This is a genomic window from Streptomyces rectiviolaceus (assembly GCF_039533825.1).
Lineage (GTDB): Bacteria > Actinomycetota > Actinomycetes > Streptomycetales > Streptomycetaceae > Streptomyces > Streptomyces rectiviolaceus.
In genome coordinates this window covers 32,811-49,474 of record NZ_BAAAUG010000043.1, presented here as the reverse complement: position 1 = coordinate 49,474, position 16,664 = coordinate 32,811, and the positions used below count along the sequence as shown (strand labels likewise).

Below are 16,664 nucleotides of genomic sequence, written 5' to 3'. Positions count from 1 at the left end.
AACCCTCATGACGGATACGGCCACCCGCGACACCAGCGCAGCCGCAGGACCACCACCCAAGCGCAGCTACGCGAAGATGGCGGCCGACGAGAGCCGCGAGGACTACTCCCTGCGGTACGCGCCGCACTCCTTCCGGCGCTGGTCGCCGACCATGGTGGCGTCGACCGCGCTCGGCGGCATCGCCTACCTCGCGGACTTCGCGATCGGCGCGTCCATCGTCTTCACCTACGGCTTCACCAGCGGACTCGCCTCGATCCTCTGTGCCGCGACGATCATCTTCGTCACCGGCATCCCGATCGCGCGGGCCTGCGCCAAGTACGGCCTGGACATGGACCTGGTCACCCGGGGCGCGGGCTTCGGCTACTTCGGCTCGACGCTGACGTCGCTGATCTACGCCTCGTTCACGTTCATCTTCTTCGCCCTCGAAGGCTCGATCATGGCCCAGGCCATGCATCAGGCCGTCGGACTCCCGGTGGAGATCGGCTACTTGATCACGACGCTCATCGTGATCCCGATCGTCTTCCGCGGCATGGGCGCCCTGGCCAAGGTGCAGGCCTGGACGCAGCCGATCTGGCTCATCGGGATGGTGCTGCCCTTCGTGGTGCTCGCCTTCGAGGCGCCGGAGGCCTGGGGCGCCTTCGGCTCCTTCGGGGGCACCGAGGGCGCGGGCAGCGGCTTCTCCTGGGTCGCCTTCGGGCTCGGCACGGGGGTCGCGCTCTCCCTCATCGCCCAGATCGGCGAGCAGGCGGACTACTTGCGCTTCATGCCGGCCAAGACCGAGCAGAACAAGAGGCGTTGGAATCTGGCCGTTCTCGCGGCAGGGCCCGGCTGGGTCATCATCGGCGCGGCCAAGCAGCTGGGCGGCGCACTCCTGGCGTTCGTGGCCCTCGAAGCCGTCGGCAAGACGCACGCCCTGGAGCCGATCGCCCCGCAGATCGAGGCCCTGAAACCCTGGCTCGGCTCCTTCGCGCTGCCCGCGGCGGCCCTCTTCGTGATCGTCTCCCAGATCAAGATCAACGTGACCAACGCCTACAGCGGCTCGCTGTCCTGGTCGAACTTCTTCTCGCGCATCACGCACAAGCACCCGGGCCGGGTCTGGTACATCTTCCTCAACCTCGCCATCGCGCTGACGCTGATGGAGATGAACATGTTCGCGGCCCTCAACAAGCTGCTCGGCTTCTACTCGAACGTGGGCATCGCGTGGATCGTGGCGGTCGCCGCCGACCTCGTCATCAACAAGAGGATGGGCTGGAGCCCCCCGTACATCGAGTTCAAGAGGGCCTACCTGTACGCGGTGAACCCGGCGGGCTTCGGCGCGATGGTGATCGCCTCGGTGGTGTCGATCCTGGCCTTCTTCGGCCTCTTCGGAGAGTACGCGGAAGCCTTCTCGACGTTCATCGCGGCCGGACTCGCCGTCGTCCTCTGCCCGTTGATCGCCTGGGCGACGAAGGGCAAGTACTACCTGGCGCGCCCGAACCCGGTGAACGGCCCGCATGTCGATGTCCCCGACGTGACGGCCACGCACGCGTGCAGCGTCTGCGAGACGGCGTACGAACTCCCGGACATCGCGGACTGCCCGGTCCAGTCGGGTCCGATCTGCTCCCTGTGCTGCTCGCTGGACGCGGAGTGCGGCGACGTCTGCCGTACGTCGCCGTCGAGTGCGCCGGTGCTCATGCCGATGCCGACGGTGCGCGCCGACTGACGCGGGCCCGTACCGGCTGAACCGGTGTCACCAGGGGGCGCACCCGACAAGGTGCGCCCCCTCGTCGTTGGCCAATTGCGTACCTCTTTGTGCAAAGTCGTATCCGCTGAGTAAAGGTCGGGCGTAGGCTCGGGCATATGCGGATTGCGGTTTCCTTACTGATCGAGGCGTGGCGCGCGCCGGGGGCGGCGAGCGGAGGGGCGCGATGAATGACGGAACGGTCGTACTTCCCTGGCTCGTGATACGTCAGGACGACAACGGCAACCGCTACAGGGTGGGCAGGTACGCGACGAAGGCCGAGGCCGAGAAGATCGCGGACAGCCTCGACGAGCACGGACACCAGCGGCTGTACTGGGTCGAGAGGCTGAGCGCGAACGGCACCGCGCGCTGACCACATAGGCTCCCGCGCATGACGGAACGGATCGTGGTGGGCGCCGCCCTGTACGACGACGGGCGCCTGCTGGCCGCGCGGCGCAGCGCACCCCCCGAGCTCGCGGGCCGCTGGGAATTGCCCGGCGGGAAGGTCGAGCCCGGCGAGCATCCCGAGGAAGCCCTGGTCCGAGAGCTGCGCGAAGAGCTTGGCGTCGCCGCCGAGCCGGTCGCGAGGGTGCCGGGGGAGTGGCCGCTCAAGCCGGGCTACGTCCTGCGGGTGTGGACGGCGAAGCTCCTCTCGGGAGCCCCCGAGCCCCTGGAGGACCACGACGAGCTGCGGTGGCTCTCGCCGGACGAGGTCTGGTCGGTGGAGTGGCTGGACGCGGACGTCCCCGCGGTGGCGGCCGCGATCGAGTGCCACTAGGCGGAATCGGCGCCGCTGGGCGAGGGAGCGTGCGGGGCGCGCCTGCCCGTACTTGAGCCCCACCTACGCCGTTCGTGCCACAGTGCGCCCAGGTAAGCGGTAATTCCGCCGGGATATCGGGTATGTGCCCATTAACCCCATGAAACCGGACAAGGGTCCGCTGTTGCTGGTCTGGAAGTGATCGGCGTGATCGACACCGAAGGCGACTGCGCCGAGTGGAGCTTTCCCGCGGACCCCGGCGCCGTGCGCACGGCCCGTGCCGTGGTCCGCAAGCAGCTCGCCGCCTGGGATCTCGCCGCCCTCGGTGACATCACCGTCCTCCTCGTGAGCGAACTGGTGACCAACTCCCTGCGACATGCCTCGGGGCCTATCGGCGTACGGCTCGTACGCCCTGCCGGGCCTTTGGGCGCCCTCCTCGTAGAGGTCTCCGATCCGCTTCCCGACCCGCCCCAGGAGCGCGATGCCACGCCTGATGACGAGGGGGGCAGGGGTATCCAGTTGGTGGCCCGCGCGTCCCGGCGCTGGGGGACACGGCAGGGCAGGACGGGGAAGACGGGGAAGACGGTGTGGTTCGAGCTGGTGCTGCCGGGTTAGAAGACTGGCAGCGTAGGACGGACACAAGACGGGCACGGGCCAAAAAGAGTTGAGTCCGTGCTGTGATCGTGAACGCCGTGTGGCGTGGCTCCGTAGTGCTGGATACTGCGGGCAGCTGCATCCGGTGACCGGTGCCGGACGTGGTGAGCTGGAGGGGACGGTTCGCGTGAGCGAGATACCAGCGAAGGCGACGGAGCGGGACGGGCCGTCGGGTGACGCTAGGGGCGAAGCTGCGGATGACGTGATGTGGCAGAGCAGTCCACCCGGTTCGATCTATGACTACATCAAGGTGGCCTCGTTCTCGATCGGCCCCGACGGTCTCATCGACCAGTGGAGCGTGCGGGCCGAGCGGCTTTTCGGAGTGGCTGCAGGCGACGCCGTGGGCAGAGACCCGATCGAGGCCTTCGTCGCGCCCGAGCTGCGCAGCAGCGGGCACCGCAAGATGGCGGAGATCCTGGACGGCAGGGAGTGGACCGGGTCCGTCCCCTTCCGGGCGCCGGGGCGGCCGGACGAGACCGAAGCGGCATCCTTCAAGGGCTCCGAAGGCATAGCCGAGGTCTACGTCATGCCGACCGAGACGGAGGACGGTGAACGGGCCGCCGTCTGCATCGTCGTCGACGTACGGGCGCTCCGGCAGATCGAGACCGACCTCGCGGCGTCGCAGGCCATTTTCGGCCAATCTCCCTTCGGCTTCCTGCTGTTCGGCACCGACCTGAAGGTCCAGCGAGCCAACCGCCGCTTCGCCGCTGTCTTCGGAGGCGGCGTCGAGGAGCACCGCGGCCGCACCGTCCACGACTACCTTCCCCGGCACGAGGCCGACCGCATGGCCGCCGCCCTCAAGCGCGTCCTGGAGACCGGCGACTCCGTCACGGACATGCAGATCGTCGGCCCCGCCCCCGGCAGCAACGAACGCCGCCACTGGTCGATCAACCTCTACCGCGTGCACAGCGGTTCCGGACGGGCCATAGGCATCGCGGGCCTCGGCACCGACGTCACCCGACGGCACGCCGCAGCCCGCGAGGCCGCCCACGCCCGCCGCAACCTCGCCCTGCTCAATGAGGCGGGCGCACGCATCGGCAACTCCCTCGACCTGGAGACGACCGCGCGCGAGCTCCTTGACGTCACCGTCCCCGGCTTCTGCGACCTCGCCTCCGTAGACCTCTACCAAGGGCTGCTCGACGGCGACGAGACACCTCCTGGCCTCGCCGACGGAAGCGCCGAACTGCGCCGCGTCGCCTTCGCGAGCGCCGTCGCCGACGCACCCTTCCCGGAGGGCGGCCGACCCGTCGACGTGGGCGCGGTCCACCGGTTCGCCTTCACCTCGCCCTGCGCCGACGCCCTGCGCACCGCACGGCCACGGCTCGTCTCCGCGGCCGACGACGGCTCCGCGAGCAGGCTCACCGGCGGGCTCGTCCAGTCGACGCTCGCCGTGCCGATGGTCGCCCACGACACGGTCGTCGGCCTCGCCCAGTTCTCCCGCACGAAGGGAAGCGAGCCCTTCGGGGAACGCGATCGCTCCCTCGCCGTCGAGCTCGCCGCACGCGCCGCGGTCTGTATCGACAACGCCCGCCTCTACCGCCGCGAACACGAACGCGCGCTGATACTGCAGCGCTCCTTGCTGCCGCCCGGCGACCCCGAGGCGTCCGGCCTGGACATCGCCTGCCGCTACCTCCCGGGCAACGCGGCCACCGAAGTCGGCGGCGACTGGTTCGACGTCATCGAACTGCCGGGCCATCGCACCGCCCTGGTCGTCGGCGACGTGATGGGCCGCGGCCTGCGCGCCGCCGTCGCCATGGGAGAACTGCGCACCGCCGTACGCACCTTGGCGCTCCTGGACCTGGAGCCCGCCGAGGTCCTCTCCGCGCTCGACGAGATCGCCCGCGGCCTCGGTGACCCCTCAGGCACCCAGCAGGCCACGAGAGCGGCCCGTCAGACGCGTTCCACGAACGGGACGGACCTCGCGGAGGTCTACCTCGCCACGTGCGTCTACGCGGTCTACGACGCCGTCACGCGCCGCTGCACGTTCGCCAACGCCGGCCATCTGCCGCCCGTGCTCGTCGAGCCCGACGAATCGCCGCTCATGCTCGACGTGCCGCCCGGCATGCCGCTGGGAGTCGGCGGCGAGCCCTTCGAGGAGGTCGAGGTCGAGCTGCCCGAGGGCGCCCTGCTCGCGCTCTACACGGACGGGCTCGTCGAATCCCGCCACCATCCCCTCGACGAGGGCCTGAACGCCTTCGTACGCGCCCTCGACGACCCCGCACCCGCCCTCGAGGACGTCTGCGACCACGTCCTGAACACCCTCGACACCCACCACGGAGAGGACGACATCGCGCTGCTCATGGCGCGCATCCAAGGCCTGCCGGCCGAAGCCGTCGGCGACTGGACGCTGCCGCGTGACCCGAAGTCGGTGGGCCGGGCGCGCGAACTGGCCTGCGAACAGCTGCGCACCTGGGACCTGGAACCCCTCTGCGACACGACCGAACTGCTGGTCAGCGAGCTGGTCACCAACGCGCTTCGGTACGGCGAGGGCGACATCCGGCTGCGGCTCCTGCTCGACCGCACCCTGGTGTGCGAGGTGTGGGACGCGGGGCTCGTCCAGCCGCGCCGCCGCAGGGCCCGTGACACGGACGAGGGCGGCCGTGGGCTGCAGCTGGTCGGTCTGCTGAGCGCCGCGTGGGGCTCGCGCAGGACACCGCGCGGCAAGACGGTGTGGTTCGAGATGCCGCTGCCGGACAGCGGGGTGGAGCCGATGGACGCGGCGGAGGCGCTGCTCAGCCTCTTCTGAGGGCTCTCCTCTGCTGGGGCGCCGCTAGGTCGTGGCCTTCAGGGCGGCGAGGCGGGCCGCGACCTCCGCCTCGTCGCCCATGCTGTCCAACTGCTCGAACTGCGCGTCGAGGGAGGACGCGGCGAGTTCCTGTTTGCCCATGGCCCTGGCCTCCTCCCGGCGCACCTTGTCCTCGAAGCGGCTCAACTCGCTGGCCGGGTCGAGCACATCGATGCTCTGGGCGGCGTCCATCATCTGGTTCTGCGCCTGCGCGGTCTTGGCGCGGGCGACCAGCTGATCGCGCTTCGACCGGAGCTGGGTCAGCTTGATCTTCATCTGGTCGAGGCCGGACTTCAGCTTGTCGACGACCTCGGTCTGCGAGGCGATCGTCGGCTCGGCGTCCTTGGCCTCCCGCCCGGACTGCAGCTGCCGCTGCAGCGCGACCTTGGCCAGGCCGTCGAACGTGTCGGCCTCCACGGCGCTCCCGCCGGACCGCAGCTCGTCCGCCTTCTTGCTGGCCGCGACCGCCTTGGTGCCCCACTCGGCGGCCGCGTCCTGGTCCTCCTTGTGGTCCAGTTCCAGCACCCGCAGATTGCCGATGGTGGTCGCGACCGCCTCCTCGGCCTCCTGGATGTTGCTCGTGTAGTCGCGGATCAGCTGGTCGAGCATCTTCTGCGGGTCCTCGGCCTGATCGAGGAGGGAGTTGATGTTGGCCTTGGCGAGCTGGGCCACACGTCCGAGGATCGTCTGCTTCGTCATGACGAGCTCCTTCTATGAGGGTCGGTAGGAGTACGAGGGCTCCAGGGGACGTACGAAAAGGACCGCGATGGCAGCGGATGGCAGCGTCATGCGCCGGCTCAGAACCTCCCGCCCCCGCCCATCCGCCCCCGGGTCCCGCCCCCGCCGAAACTCCCGGGACCGCCGCCTCCGAAGCCGCCGCCCCCGAAACCTCCTCCGCCGGCCCCGCGGCCCATGCCTCCGAAGAGCTCGCCGAGGATGATGCCGCCGAGGACCGCGCCGCCCATGCCGCCGCCGCGCCCGCCACCGCCCCCTCCGTAGGGGTTGCCGAAGCCGCGTACGTCCCGCTCGGCGAGCTGCTGTGCCTGCCGGGCCTGGGCGTCGGCCTGCTGGGCCTCGGCCAGCGCCGCGGCGGTGTCGGCGTCCTGGGCGGCCTCCGCGCCCGAGAGATGCCGCTGGGCCTCGGCAAGGCGGGTCCTCGCCTCGCTGCCCACCGCGCCCCGGTGCGTGTCGATGAAGTCCGCCGCCGTTCCCACGGCGCTGCGCGCGGTGAGCAGGGCCTGGCCGAGGAGGGTGGCGGCGCGCTGATGGCTGACCTCGCGTTCGCGGGCGCCCGCGAGGGATTCGTCGAGGACCGTGTCGGCCTCCTCGACCCGGCGCAGCGCGTCGATCGGGTCGTGCGGGCCGGCCGCCATCTTCTTGCGGACCCCGGCGACCACCGTCTCCGCGCGGGCGATACGGCCGTGCAGGTCAGCCGTGGAGGCTCCCGCCGTGGTGCCCTCGAGGAGGCCGCGCGCCTCGGCGAGGTCGGTCTCCGTCTCGGTGAGCGCGGCGGGCAGCTTCTCCGCGGCCTGCGCGAGCTCTTCTGCGAGGCGGTCGACGGCGTCCACGAAGGTGCCCGCCTGGTCGACGGCGCCTTCGGCGGCACGCAGATGGACGGCGGCCTTGCCGTTGTCGCCCGCGTCGATGGCCTGCCGGGCTTCGTTGAGGTGCGTCGTGGCGAAGACGAGGCGGTCCTTGGCCTGCTCCACGTGGCCGAGGACGGACGCCGACGCGGACGGCGCGTACTGTTCCCGGATCTTGCCGAGGGTGGTCTCCGCCGCGGTGGTACGGCCCGTGACCTCCCGGAACACCTGCTCGGCGTGGCCAAGGGCGCCCGTGACGTCGCGTTCGAGGGCGCGCAGCTGGTCGAAGCCCGCGGCTTCCGCGTCGAGGCGCCGGCCCGCCTCGGTGCAGCGCGAGACGATCTCGTCCAGCATGGTGCGCTTGGTCGCGTCGTCCTCCGGATAGGCGTCGTCCAGCTGCTGGCGCACCTTGAACGCCGCCGTCAGCTCGGACCGTGCGTACGCGAGCGCGTCCGTGAAGGGCCGCACCGCCTCGTCGCCGAACTGGGCGGTGGCGAAGCCGAGTTCTTCGGCACTGGTGCGGATCGCGTCGTCGGTCTCCACCAGAAGCTGCCTGCTCCGTTTGTCGAGCTCCGGGAGCGGTGTCGGCTGCTCGGCCCCCGCGCCCTTGCCCCAGCCTCCGCCCCCGGGTGTCGTACGCGTGTGGGTGCGCCGCTTGCGGCGGCTGTACGCGACCGCGGCGAGCTCGCCGGCGCCGCCGACCACCGCGATGGGCAGGACCAGGTCGCCGGTGGCCACGTCGTCCCCGCTCGCGCCGCCGCCCGGATCGGCCTCCCCCGGGGTGATCGCCGGGGTGGGAACGGGTTGGCCGGAGAGGACCGCGCGGTAGCCGTTCGCGGCGCCGATGGCCGCGCCGGCCCAGTCGTTCTGCCGCAGCGCGGGCTTGATCGCGGTGGTCGCGACGTCCTGGAGCTGGGCCTCGGTGAGCCGGGAGTCGACGTCTACGGAGTAGGCGTACTGGCGGTCGTGCGTGGCGACGGCGAGCAGCAGGTCGTCCAGGCCGAGCCCATTGCGCTCGGCGGTGGCGTCCGCCCAGTCCTGTGCGCCGCGTCCGGAGAAGTCACGTACGTAGACGACGAAGAGCTGCAGGCCACGGTCGTCGTAGAGCTGGTCGAGCGCCCGTTCGGTGGCGTCCTTGCGGTCGCCGAGCGCGCGCACCTTGTCGGTGATCTGGCCGTCGCGGGAGAGCGTGACCGGGTCGTCGGCCGGGACGGCGAGTGCTGCGGGGGCGGACAGGAGCAGCAGGCACCACGTGAGCAGTGCGGTGGCTGCCGCTGTCGCCCGCACGGCCAGATGCGAGGGCGGCGTCACATTTGGGAGCGTATGACCGTCTTGGGGGGTGCGCGACCGGGGGAACGGGGGCACTCACCAGCGCCCCCGGCCGCCAGCTCAGATGCTGAACCGCTCCTTGGCCAGCAGTGGCCGCACACGCGCGCGGAAACCGCCCGACCGGAACGGTGCCTGCAGCAGGCCGGGCCTGAGTTCCTGCGCCAGAGCGGCCGCGATCATGCCCTGGTCGAGCGCGAGCACGAAGTCGCTCACCCGGCCGGTCCGCACGTTCACGGAATCCCGGAATCCGTAGTCCTCGTCGTACGCCCCGAAGTCGCGGGCGAGTGCCTTCAGGTTGCCGATGGCCTCCCCGCGCGCGTGGGGGAGCGCGAGGAAGGACGCGTGCGGTGTGACGACGCCGAGGGAGTTGTAGCCCTCGGTCTGCATGCCGATCGCGTCGACGCCGTACTCCCGGTATCCGCCCTCGGGGATGTTCGCCGGCGAGAACCCCCAGTAGCCGTACTCCTCCTCGTCGAGGCCGTGCTCGATCTGACTGCGGACGTAGCGCGTGTGGGAGGCCCCCCAGGAGCGCGGCGACCACTCGCTCTCCGGCACGAAGAGCGGCACCATCAGCGCCTCGAACATCGAGCCGCCCCAGGTGGGAACGAGCTTGCGTCCGCGGTACGTGTAGTGGCCCTGCCACACCCGGACGCCGTCCAGGGTGACGTACGAGCCGCCGGGGGACTGTTCCTGCTCCTGGCCGGGGAGCATGGTGCGCAGGAGGTGCCAGTAGTGGTCGCCGGGCAGTGTGCCGTCGGCTATGCCGAGATAACTGGCCATGCGGGGCTCGGTGTTGAGGGCGCCGTAGTGGTGCGGGGTGGGCTCCTCGGTGTCGGTCCAGAAGCCGCCGCGCAGCTGGCCGGGGTGGCCGACCGGGTCCGCCGCGTCGTAGGGCGTGTAGAAGTACGACCAGTCGGCGGTGGCCAGGAGCTTCGCGATGCGGGGACGCAGGGCGGGATCCGCGTCGGCGGCGATGCGAAGGCCGGTGACCAGCCAGGCGTTGTCGACGGACGAGAGGAACGGGCGGACCGGGTCGCCGGTGCCGGGCCAGCTCGTCAGGACCGAACCGTCGTGCGCGTCGTACCAGTTGAGCCAGAAGCCGTGATGGCGCTCCAGCTTCTCGACGGCGGCGACGGTGCGGGACAGCCGGGTGTGCATGGCGCTGTCGCCGAGGAGGCCGAGGCCGCGCGCGGCGACCGTGGACCACAGGCCGCAGCCGATGTTGGTGGGCGAGGTCTGGCGCGAGGGGACAGGCGAGCCGGACCCGCTGACATCGATCTTGTCGGCGGTGAGACCGATGTCGGTCGTCATCGCCTCGATCGAGTGATGCGTGGAACGGAACCACTTCCGCAGCAGCGGTGTTTCAAGAGTATGAGAACGCGATGCGGCGGATGCCGATGGGGAAGCGAAGGCAGGTGCGGATGCGGCGCCCAGCGACAGGGCGGCGGCTCCGGTTCCGGCGGCGGTGAGGAACGTACGACGGTCCATGAAGGTCCAACTCCCAGTGACAGGTGGGGAAGGGGAGGTCCGTGGCGTATACGGGGACCGGCCGCGGTCAGGTGCGGCCGGCCCCCGGGTCTGGTGGAGCGGTGTGAACTAACCCTCGGTGCGGGGCAGTTCACGCGTGCGCCCGAGTCCGCCGAGCCAGACGGCCGACGGCTTGGCGGTGCGGGCGAAGGTCTCGCGGTCCCAGGCGATCAGGCCGAAGGTCGGCTTGTAGGAGCCCCACTCGTAGTTGTCCAGGGCGCTCCAGGCCAGGTAGCCGTCGATGTTGAGGCCGTCCTGCAGACAGGCGGCGACCGCGTCCAGCGCACCCTTGTAGTAGTCCACGCGGCGGGCGTCGTCGGCGGTGGCTATGCCGTTCTCGGTGACGATCATCGGCACGTCCCCGTTGCCGAGCACCTCGGCGGTATGACGCAGGGCGTGGCCGACGGCGGCCGGGTAGTACTCCCACTGGGTCAGCGTGCGCTCGACGTCGTCGGGCCACGGAATCGGGCCGTCGGAGCCGATCTCCGTGCGGGTGTAGGACTGGACGCCGATCCAGTCGTCGCCGCGCGCGGCCTCGATGAAGATGTCCTCGCGGGGATGCCGGTAGGCGGCGGCGACGTCCTCGGCGCCGGGCAGGGCCTGGTAGACCTGGTTGGCGATGGTCCAGCCCGCCTGGATCTCCGGGTTGATCGCCTTGACTTCCTTGACGGCGGCCCGGTGGGCGGCGATCACCGCGTGGCTGGTCTCCTCGTCGGGAGTCGGCAGCCCGGCGGGCGGGAAGCCGATGTCGCCCGCCTTGGCCTGCCCCGCCATCACGGCGATCATGTTGGGCTCATTGATCGTGCACACATGGCGCACGTCCTCGCCGATGACGGGCGCGCAGGCGGCGACGTAGCGGGCGAACAGCTCGACGGCGCCCTCGGCGGTCCAGCCGCCCCGCGCCTCGAACCACTGCGGCACGGTGAAGTGGTGCAGGGTCACCATCGGGCGGAGCCCGCGCTCGATCGCGCCTTCCACCATCCGCCGGTAGTGGGCGAGTTCGGCCCGCGAGAACTGGCCCTCCGCGGGCTCGATGCGCGCCCACTCGATGCTGAACCGGTAGTCGGTGAAGCCGAGTTCGGACAGGACGTCCATGTCGTCACGCCAGCGGTGATAGCTGTCGCAGGCGTCCAGGCTGGGCTCCTGGATGTGCGTGCCGGTGCTGTGTTCCTTCACCCACCAGTCGCTGTTGGTGTTGTTGCCCTCGATCTGATGGGCGGCGGTGGAGGCCCCCCAGAGAAAACCTTCGGGGAACGGGATCGGGGTGTGCGTCATCGTCAGATGTCTTTCTGGTGGAGAGAGGGCGCGGGCCGTGGTGGCGCGGGCGGGCTACTTCATGCCCGCGGTGGCGATGCCCTGGGTGAAATGCCGCTGCAGCACGGCGAAGACGATCAGGACCGGCAGCACGATCAGGAACGAACCGGCCATCAGCAGGCCGTTGGAGCCACCCGACTTGTTGGGGTCGGTGGCGAACGTGGCCAGGGCTACCGGGAGGGTGTATTTGTCGGGGTCGTTGGTCGCGATGAGCGGCCAGACGAAGTTGTTCCAGGAACCGAGGAAGGTGAAGATCGACAGCGTCGCGAGAGCGGGCTTGACCAGCGGCATCACGATCCGCCAGAAGATGTACCACTCACCCGCGCCGTCCATCCGGGCCGCCTCGAGCAGCTCGTCCGGGATCGACTGCATGAACTGCCGCATCAGGAAGACCCCGAAGGCACCGGCGGCGAACGGCAGCACCAGCGCGGCATACGAGTCGATCAGCTGAAGCCTGCTCATCAGCACGAAGAGCGGGAGCAGCATCAGGTTGCCGGGCACCATCAGTGCACCGAGCACAAGGCCGAAGATCTTGTTCTTGCCCGCGAAGTTCAGCTTGGCCAGGGCGTAGCCGAGCATCGAGCAGAAGACGAGGTTCGAGACGGTGACGAGCACCGCCACGATCACCGAATTCATGAAGTAGAGCGGCAGATCGAGCTTGTCGAGGAGCGCGCTGAAGTTCTCCAGGGTCCACTCGGTGGGAATCCACACGGGCGGACTTGCCGTGAGCTCGCTCGACGTCTTGAAGGCCGAGAGCGCCATCCACAGGAAGGGCGCGGACATCACAAGCAGTCCGACGGAGAGCAGCACATACACGAGCCGCTTCTTCACCCCGGCCGACTGCTTGCCCTTCGGCGCCGGCTTTTCCTGTTTCCTCTTCGGCGTCTTCTCCGCCAGACCCGTGGCGCTCATTTCGTGTTGTCCTTCAGCAGTCGGAGCTGGAGCACGGTGATGCCCATGATCACTACGAAGAGGACATACGCCATGGCGCTCGCATAGCCCATGTGGAAGAAGTTGAAGCCCTCGCGGTACATGTCGAGGGAGACGGTGAGAGTGGAGTCCGATGGCCCGCCCTGGGTCATGACGAACGGCTCCTCGAAGACGTTGAGATAGCCGATCGTGGTGATCACCGTGGCGTAGAGCAGCGTGGGCCGGAGCAGCGGAACGGTGATGCTGCGGAACTCCTGCCACATCCCCGCCCCGTCGAGCTTTGCGGCCTCCCGCACCTCGGTGGGGATGGCCTGCAGCCCGGCGATGAATAGCACCATGACCGTCCCGAGATTCCGCCACACGGCCATCGCGATCAGCGACGGCATGGCGAGCTTCTCGTCGCCCAGGAAGTCCGGGGCGGTGAGGCCCACTTCGGAGAAGAGACCGGCGATCAGACCGTCACTCGGATCGAGGACGAAGCGCCAGACGACGGCGACCGCGACGATGGAGGTGACCACGGGAGCGTAGAAACCGACCCGGAAGAAGGTCCGCGCCCGGTCGATGCCGTTGTTCAGCAGAACGGCGACGACCAGCCCCAGAAGGATGGTGAGAGGAACACCGATCACCACGAAGTAGGCGGTGTTGAACAGCGCCTTGAGGAACTTCTCGTCGCTGAACAGCTTGGTGTAGTTCTCGAACCCGATGAAATTCGCTTCCAGGGGGTGCGTGACATTGCGCAGCCCGAAGTCCGTGAAGCTCATCAGGAGCGTGGCGACGATCGGGAACGCCATGAAGACGGTGAACAGAACGAGGAAGGGAGTCGAGAACAGCCACCCGGCGAAGTTCTGCACGCCCATGGAACCCCGCTTGGAGCCCCGTTCGCGCTCCCGGCCCGGACCCGCCGAACCGGTGGCGGCCCGCACCTCGGCCGCCCGTGCGACCTTCTCAGTCTTGGTGCTCGTGGTGCTCATGGCTCCTACTTCACAAGGCTCTCGATCTCGGACTGGGCCTTCTTGGCGGCGTCCTCGGGGGAGGCCTTGCCCTGCGTCACCGACTCGACGGCCGCGTCGACCTTGGAGGTGACCTCGGTCCAGTTGGCGAGCGTCGGCGAGGACTTGGCGGTCTCCATCTGCTTCTTGAACACCTGCAGGCTGGGACTCTCGGCGAGCTCGCCGGTCTTCCAGGCGGTGGTGTTGGCGGGCAGATCACTGGTCCGCTCGAACCAGTCGGTCTGGCCCTCGGCGTCCGTCAGGTACTTGATGAACTCCTTGGCCGCGGCCTTGTGCGAGCTGTCCTTGGAGATCACCAGGCTCGAGCCGCCCGCCATGGAGGTGGAGGTCTTGTCCGCCGGGACGGGGGCGACGGCCCACTTGTCCTTGAGGTCCGGGTACTGGTCCTTGATCAGGGTGCTGATCCAGGGGCCGGAGAAGAACATCGGCACGTCACCGGTGTTGAAGTCCTTCAGGGGGTCGTAGCCGGGCTGCGAGCTCTTCGTGCTCAGGCCCTGCTTGACGTAGTCGCCGTACTCCTTGAAGGCCTTGACGGCCGCCGGGCTGTCGATGACGGGGGTGCCGTCCTTGTCGACGATCTCGCCGCCTGCGGAGTACAGGAACGGGTAGAACGACTGCACGGTGTCGAGGCCGCGGGGCTGCATGTAGATGCCCCACTTGCTGCCGGCCTTGTCCTGCAGGGCCGATGCCATGGTCCGCAGGCCCTTCCAGTCGGAGGGTGCCTTGGTGACGCCGGCCTTCTTGGCGAGGTCGGTGCGGTAGTAGAGGACGCGGGTGTCGACGTACCACGGGACGCCGTAGGCCTCGCCCTCCACTTCGCCCTGCTGCCAGCCCGCCGGGAAGAAGTCCTTCTCGTCAAAGGTCTTCGTGTCCACCGGTTCCAGCACGCCGAGCTCGGCGAACTCGCCCATGTAACTGCCGCCCATCTGCGCGACGTCGGGCATCTTTCCGGCGGCGGCAGCGGCGACCAGCTTCTGGTGTGCGACGTCCCAGCCGACCGGGGTGACCTTGACGGTGATGTTCGGGTTCGCCTCCTTGTACTCCTTGGCGACATCCACGAGCTTCTCGCCCTCGGCACCCATGGCCCAGACGGTGAGGGTCTGCTTCTTGTCGGCGGCGACTTCGCCTCCGGCGGAGCTTCCGCACGCGGTGACGGCGAAGGCCGTGGCCAGCGCGGTGGCTACCGATGCGGTTCTGGCGGCGCGGTGCATGGACGGCTCCTCCTTGAGCTTCCCTGACAGTCCGGCATCCCTGGAAGATTCAGGTGCAGGATGTATGCGCTGTCTGTAAGCGCATACATCACTCTGTGGCAGCGTCCTGGGGTGCCGCAAGGGGGTCCTGGTCACACTCCCGTAACGGGTCCGTCATCTGGAGCGGGGTCTGGCCGGGGCGCCTAACCGGAGGGTACTGGTCCGCTTTTGCCTCCGGCGGGGAGAGCGGGGGCTCCTCGGCGGGGGAGCGGGGGCTCCTCGCACTCCCTGGCGGGGTGGCCGCCTCGGGTATCGGCGCCGGGCGGCGTTGGCGTGCGTGCCCCTTGGCGGGGTTGCTGCCCTGCCTCACTCATCGGCGCCCGGCAGTTGGCCTGCGTGCCTCATGGCTGGGTGGCCGCCTCGTTCATCGGTGACCGGTGACCGGTGACCGGTGACCGGTGACCGGTGACCGGCGACCGGTAGCTGCGGGCTGTGCCCACCCTTCCCCAAGCTCTCGGCTTCGCTCGAGCAGGGGGAGGCCCCGATCGCCCTGCGGAACGACTGCCGATAGAGGGGCGGGAGCCCCTGCTCGCGCGGTTCTCGCGCGGTTAGGGTCCCCGCATGCCACCCTTCCCGCACGGCTTTCCCTTCGACCCCGCCTATGGGCGCACCCTCGGTGACCTGCTGGCCGTCCCCGCACCCCCGGCCCCCGCCGACTTCGACGCGTTCTGGCAGGACCGGTACGAGGCCGCGCGGCGAGTGGTCACGGACCCCGTGGTCGGCCCCCTGGAGGAAGAGCGGGACGGGGTACGGATCCACGGTGTGACGTACACGTCAGTAGGCGGCGCACGCCTCGGCGGCTGGCTGGCCCTACCCGCCGAGCCACGCACCCCCAACACCCCCGCGGATGCCCGCACCCCCGCAGGTGCCTCCACCCCCGCCCCCGCGGAATCCGCGGCCCACGGCTTCGTCATCGCGCACGGCTATGGCGGTCGCCACGAACCAGGCCCCGACGTCCCGCTCCCCCTGCCTCGCTCGGCAGCGATCCTCCCCTGCGTGCGAGGCATGGGCGCCCGCAGCGCGAGCCCCGCCATCCCGCCGGACGCCGACGCCCACGTCCTGCACGGCATCGCATCCCGCGACACCTACGTCATCGGCGACTGTGTGGCCGACCTGTGGTGCGCCGCGTCCGCCCTCCTCGAACTGGTCCCGGAGCTGGCCACGACACCGCCCCGCCTCGGCTACCTCGGCGAAAGCTTCGGCGGCGGCCTCGGCGCCCTCGCCCTCCCGTGGGACGACCGCTTCGCCGCGGCCCAGCTGACCGTCCCCACCTTCGGCAACCACCCGCTACGCCTCACGCTCCCCTGCGTGGGCAGCGGTGAATCGGTCCGCACCTACCACCGCGACCACCCCGAAGTCATCGACGTACTCCGGTACTTCGACGCGGCGACAGCAGCGACCCGCCTCGGCATCCCGACCCTGGTCGCGCCCGCGCTCTTCGACCCGTCCGTGCCGCCGCCCGGTCAGTTCGCCGTGCACAACGCACTGCCGCCCACCATCCGTGAACTGCACGTACTCCAGGCGGGTCACTTCGAGTACGAGGGCAAGACGGCCGAGGCCAAGCGCCTGGCCGACGCCAAGCCCCGCTTCTTCGCTGACCAGTTGGGGGCAGAAAGCTGAGGCGGCCTGTCCGGTGGATCTCCTGACGAGGAATTGCCGTGTGGACATCGCTACACCCTGCTAGCGTCTGCGACATGAAGCGCGCTGCTATGACGACGACGCCGGAGAGTGTCCCGGCGCGCTGACAGACGACCTGATCCGAAGCCCCGGGGCAAGTGCCCCGGGGCTTCGTCGTACGCCCGGTC

At 69.7% G+C, this 16,664-nt stretch carries 13 protein-coding genes; 6 read left to right on the top strand and 7 right to left on the bottom strand.

Annotation, left to right across the window (positions count from 1 at the left end; genetic code table 11):
- Positions 1-7: 7 nt before the first annotated feature.
- From ABD378_RS15430 to ABD378_RS15410, 5 genes are all read left to right on the top strand, one after another.
- The gene (locus ABD378_RS15430; protein ID WP_344521456.1) at positions 8-1,702 is read left to right on the top strand and encodes a purine-cytosine permease family protein; all 1,695 of its coding nucleotides are present in this window, start codon (positions 8-10) and stop codon (positions 1,700-1,702) included.
- Between the two features lie 205 nt (positions 1,703-1,907).
- The gene (locus ABD378_RS15425) at positions 1,908-2,093 is read left to right on the top strand and encodes an SPOR domain-containing protein (RefSeq protein ID WP_344521455.1); all 186 of its coding nucleotides are present in this window, start codon (positions 1,908-1,910) and stop codon (positions 2,091-2,093) included.
- Between the two features lie 18 nt (positions 2,094-2,111).
- Entirely contained in the window at positions 2,112-2,498 is a 387-nt protein-coding gene (locus tag ABD378_RS15420; RefSeq protein WP_344521454.1) for a (deoxy)nucleoside triphosphate pyrophosphohydrolase, read from the top strand.
- 177 nt (positions 2,499-2,675) lie between these two features.
- The gene (locus tag ABD378_RS15415) at positions 2,676-3,092 is read left to right on the top strand and encodes an ATP-binding protein (protein WP_344521453.1); all 417 of its coding nucleotides are present in this window, start codon (positions 2,676-2,678) and stop codon (positions 3,090-3,092) included.
- A 166-nt stretch (positions 3,093-3,258) separates the two neighbouring features.
- Entirely contained in the window at positions 3,259-5,877 is a 2,619-nt protein-coding gene (locus tag ABD378_RS15410) for a SpoIIE family protein phosphatase (protein ID WP_344521452.1), read from the top strand.
- Between the two features lie 24 nt (positions 5,878-5,901).
- Here ABD378_RS15410 and ABD378_RS15405 read toward each other — a convergent pair whose 3' ends face one another.
- The 7 genes from ABD378_RS15405 to ABD378_RS15375 all read right to left on the bottom strand — a co-directional run bounded on the left by ABD378_RS15405 (position 5,902) and on the right by ABD378_RS15375 (position 14,820).
- Positions 5,902-6,615 (bottom strand): PspA/IM30 family protein, encoded by a 714-nt coding sequence (locus ABD378_RS15405; protein WP_344521451.1) that lies wholly within the window; start codon positions 6,613-6,615, stop codon positions 5,902-5,904.
- Between the two features lie 98 nt (positions 6,616-6,713).
- Positions 6,714-8,810 carry a TPM domain-containing protein gene (locus tag ABD378_RS15400; protein WP_425583846.1) on the bottom strand — a complete coding sequence of 699 codons (2,097 nt, stop codon included), beginning with the start codon at positions 8,808-8,810 and terminating at the stop codon, positions 6,714-6,716.
- Positions 8,811-8,888: 78 nt separating this feature from the next.
- Positions 8,889-10,316 carry a glucoamylase family protein gene (locus tag ABD378_RS15395; protein WP_344521450.1) on the bottom strand — a complete coding sequence of 476 codons (1,428 nt, stop codon included), beginning with the start codon at positions 10,314-10,316 and terminating at the stop codon, positions 8,889-8,891.
- Positions 10,317-10,424: 108 nt separating this feature from the next.
- The gene (locus ABD378_RS15390; protein ID WP_344521449.1) at positions 10,425-11,630 is read right to left on the bottom strand and encodes a glycoside hydrolase family 1 protein; all 1,206 of its coding nucleotides are present in this window, start codon (positions 11,628-11,630) and stop codon (positions 10,425-10,427) included.
- 54 nt (positions 11,631-11,684) lie between these two features.
- Positions 11,685-12,581 carry a carbohydrate ABC transporter permease gene (locus ABD378_RS15385; protein WP_344521448.1) on the bottom strand — a complete coding sequence of 299 codons (897 nt, stop codon included), beginning with the start codon at positions 12,579-12,581 and terminating at the stop codon, positions 11,685-11,687.
- Complete coding sequence (locus ABD378_RS15380) at positions 12,578-13,570, bottom strand: carbohydrate ABC transporter permease (RefSeq protein WP_386544012.1); 993 nt, start codon at positions 13,568-13,570, stop codon at positions 12,578-12,580. Before ABD378_RS15380 ends, ABD378_RS15385 begins: the two co-directional genes overlap by 4 nt.
- A 5-nt stretch (positions 13,571-13,575) precedes the next feature.
- A complete protein-coding gene (locus tag ABD378_RS15375; protein ID WP_344521447.1) occupies positions 13,576-14,820 on the bottom strand; it encodes a sugar ABC transporter substrate-binding protein in 1,245 nt (414 codons plus the stop codon).
- Positions 14,821-15,420: 600 nt separating this feature from the next.
- Here ABD378_RS15375 and ABD378_RS15370 point away from each other — a divergent pair.
- Positions 15,421-16,479 carry an acetylxylan esterase gene (locus ABD378_RS15370; RefSeq protein ID WP_344521446.1) on the top strand — a complete coding sequence of 353 codons (1,059 nt, stop codon included), beginning with the start codon at positions 15,421-15,423 and terminating at the stop codon, positions 16,477-16,479.
- Positions 16,480-16,664 lie beyond the last annotated feature (185 nt).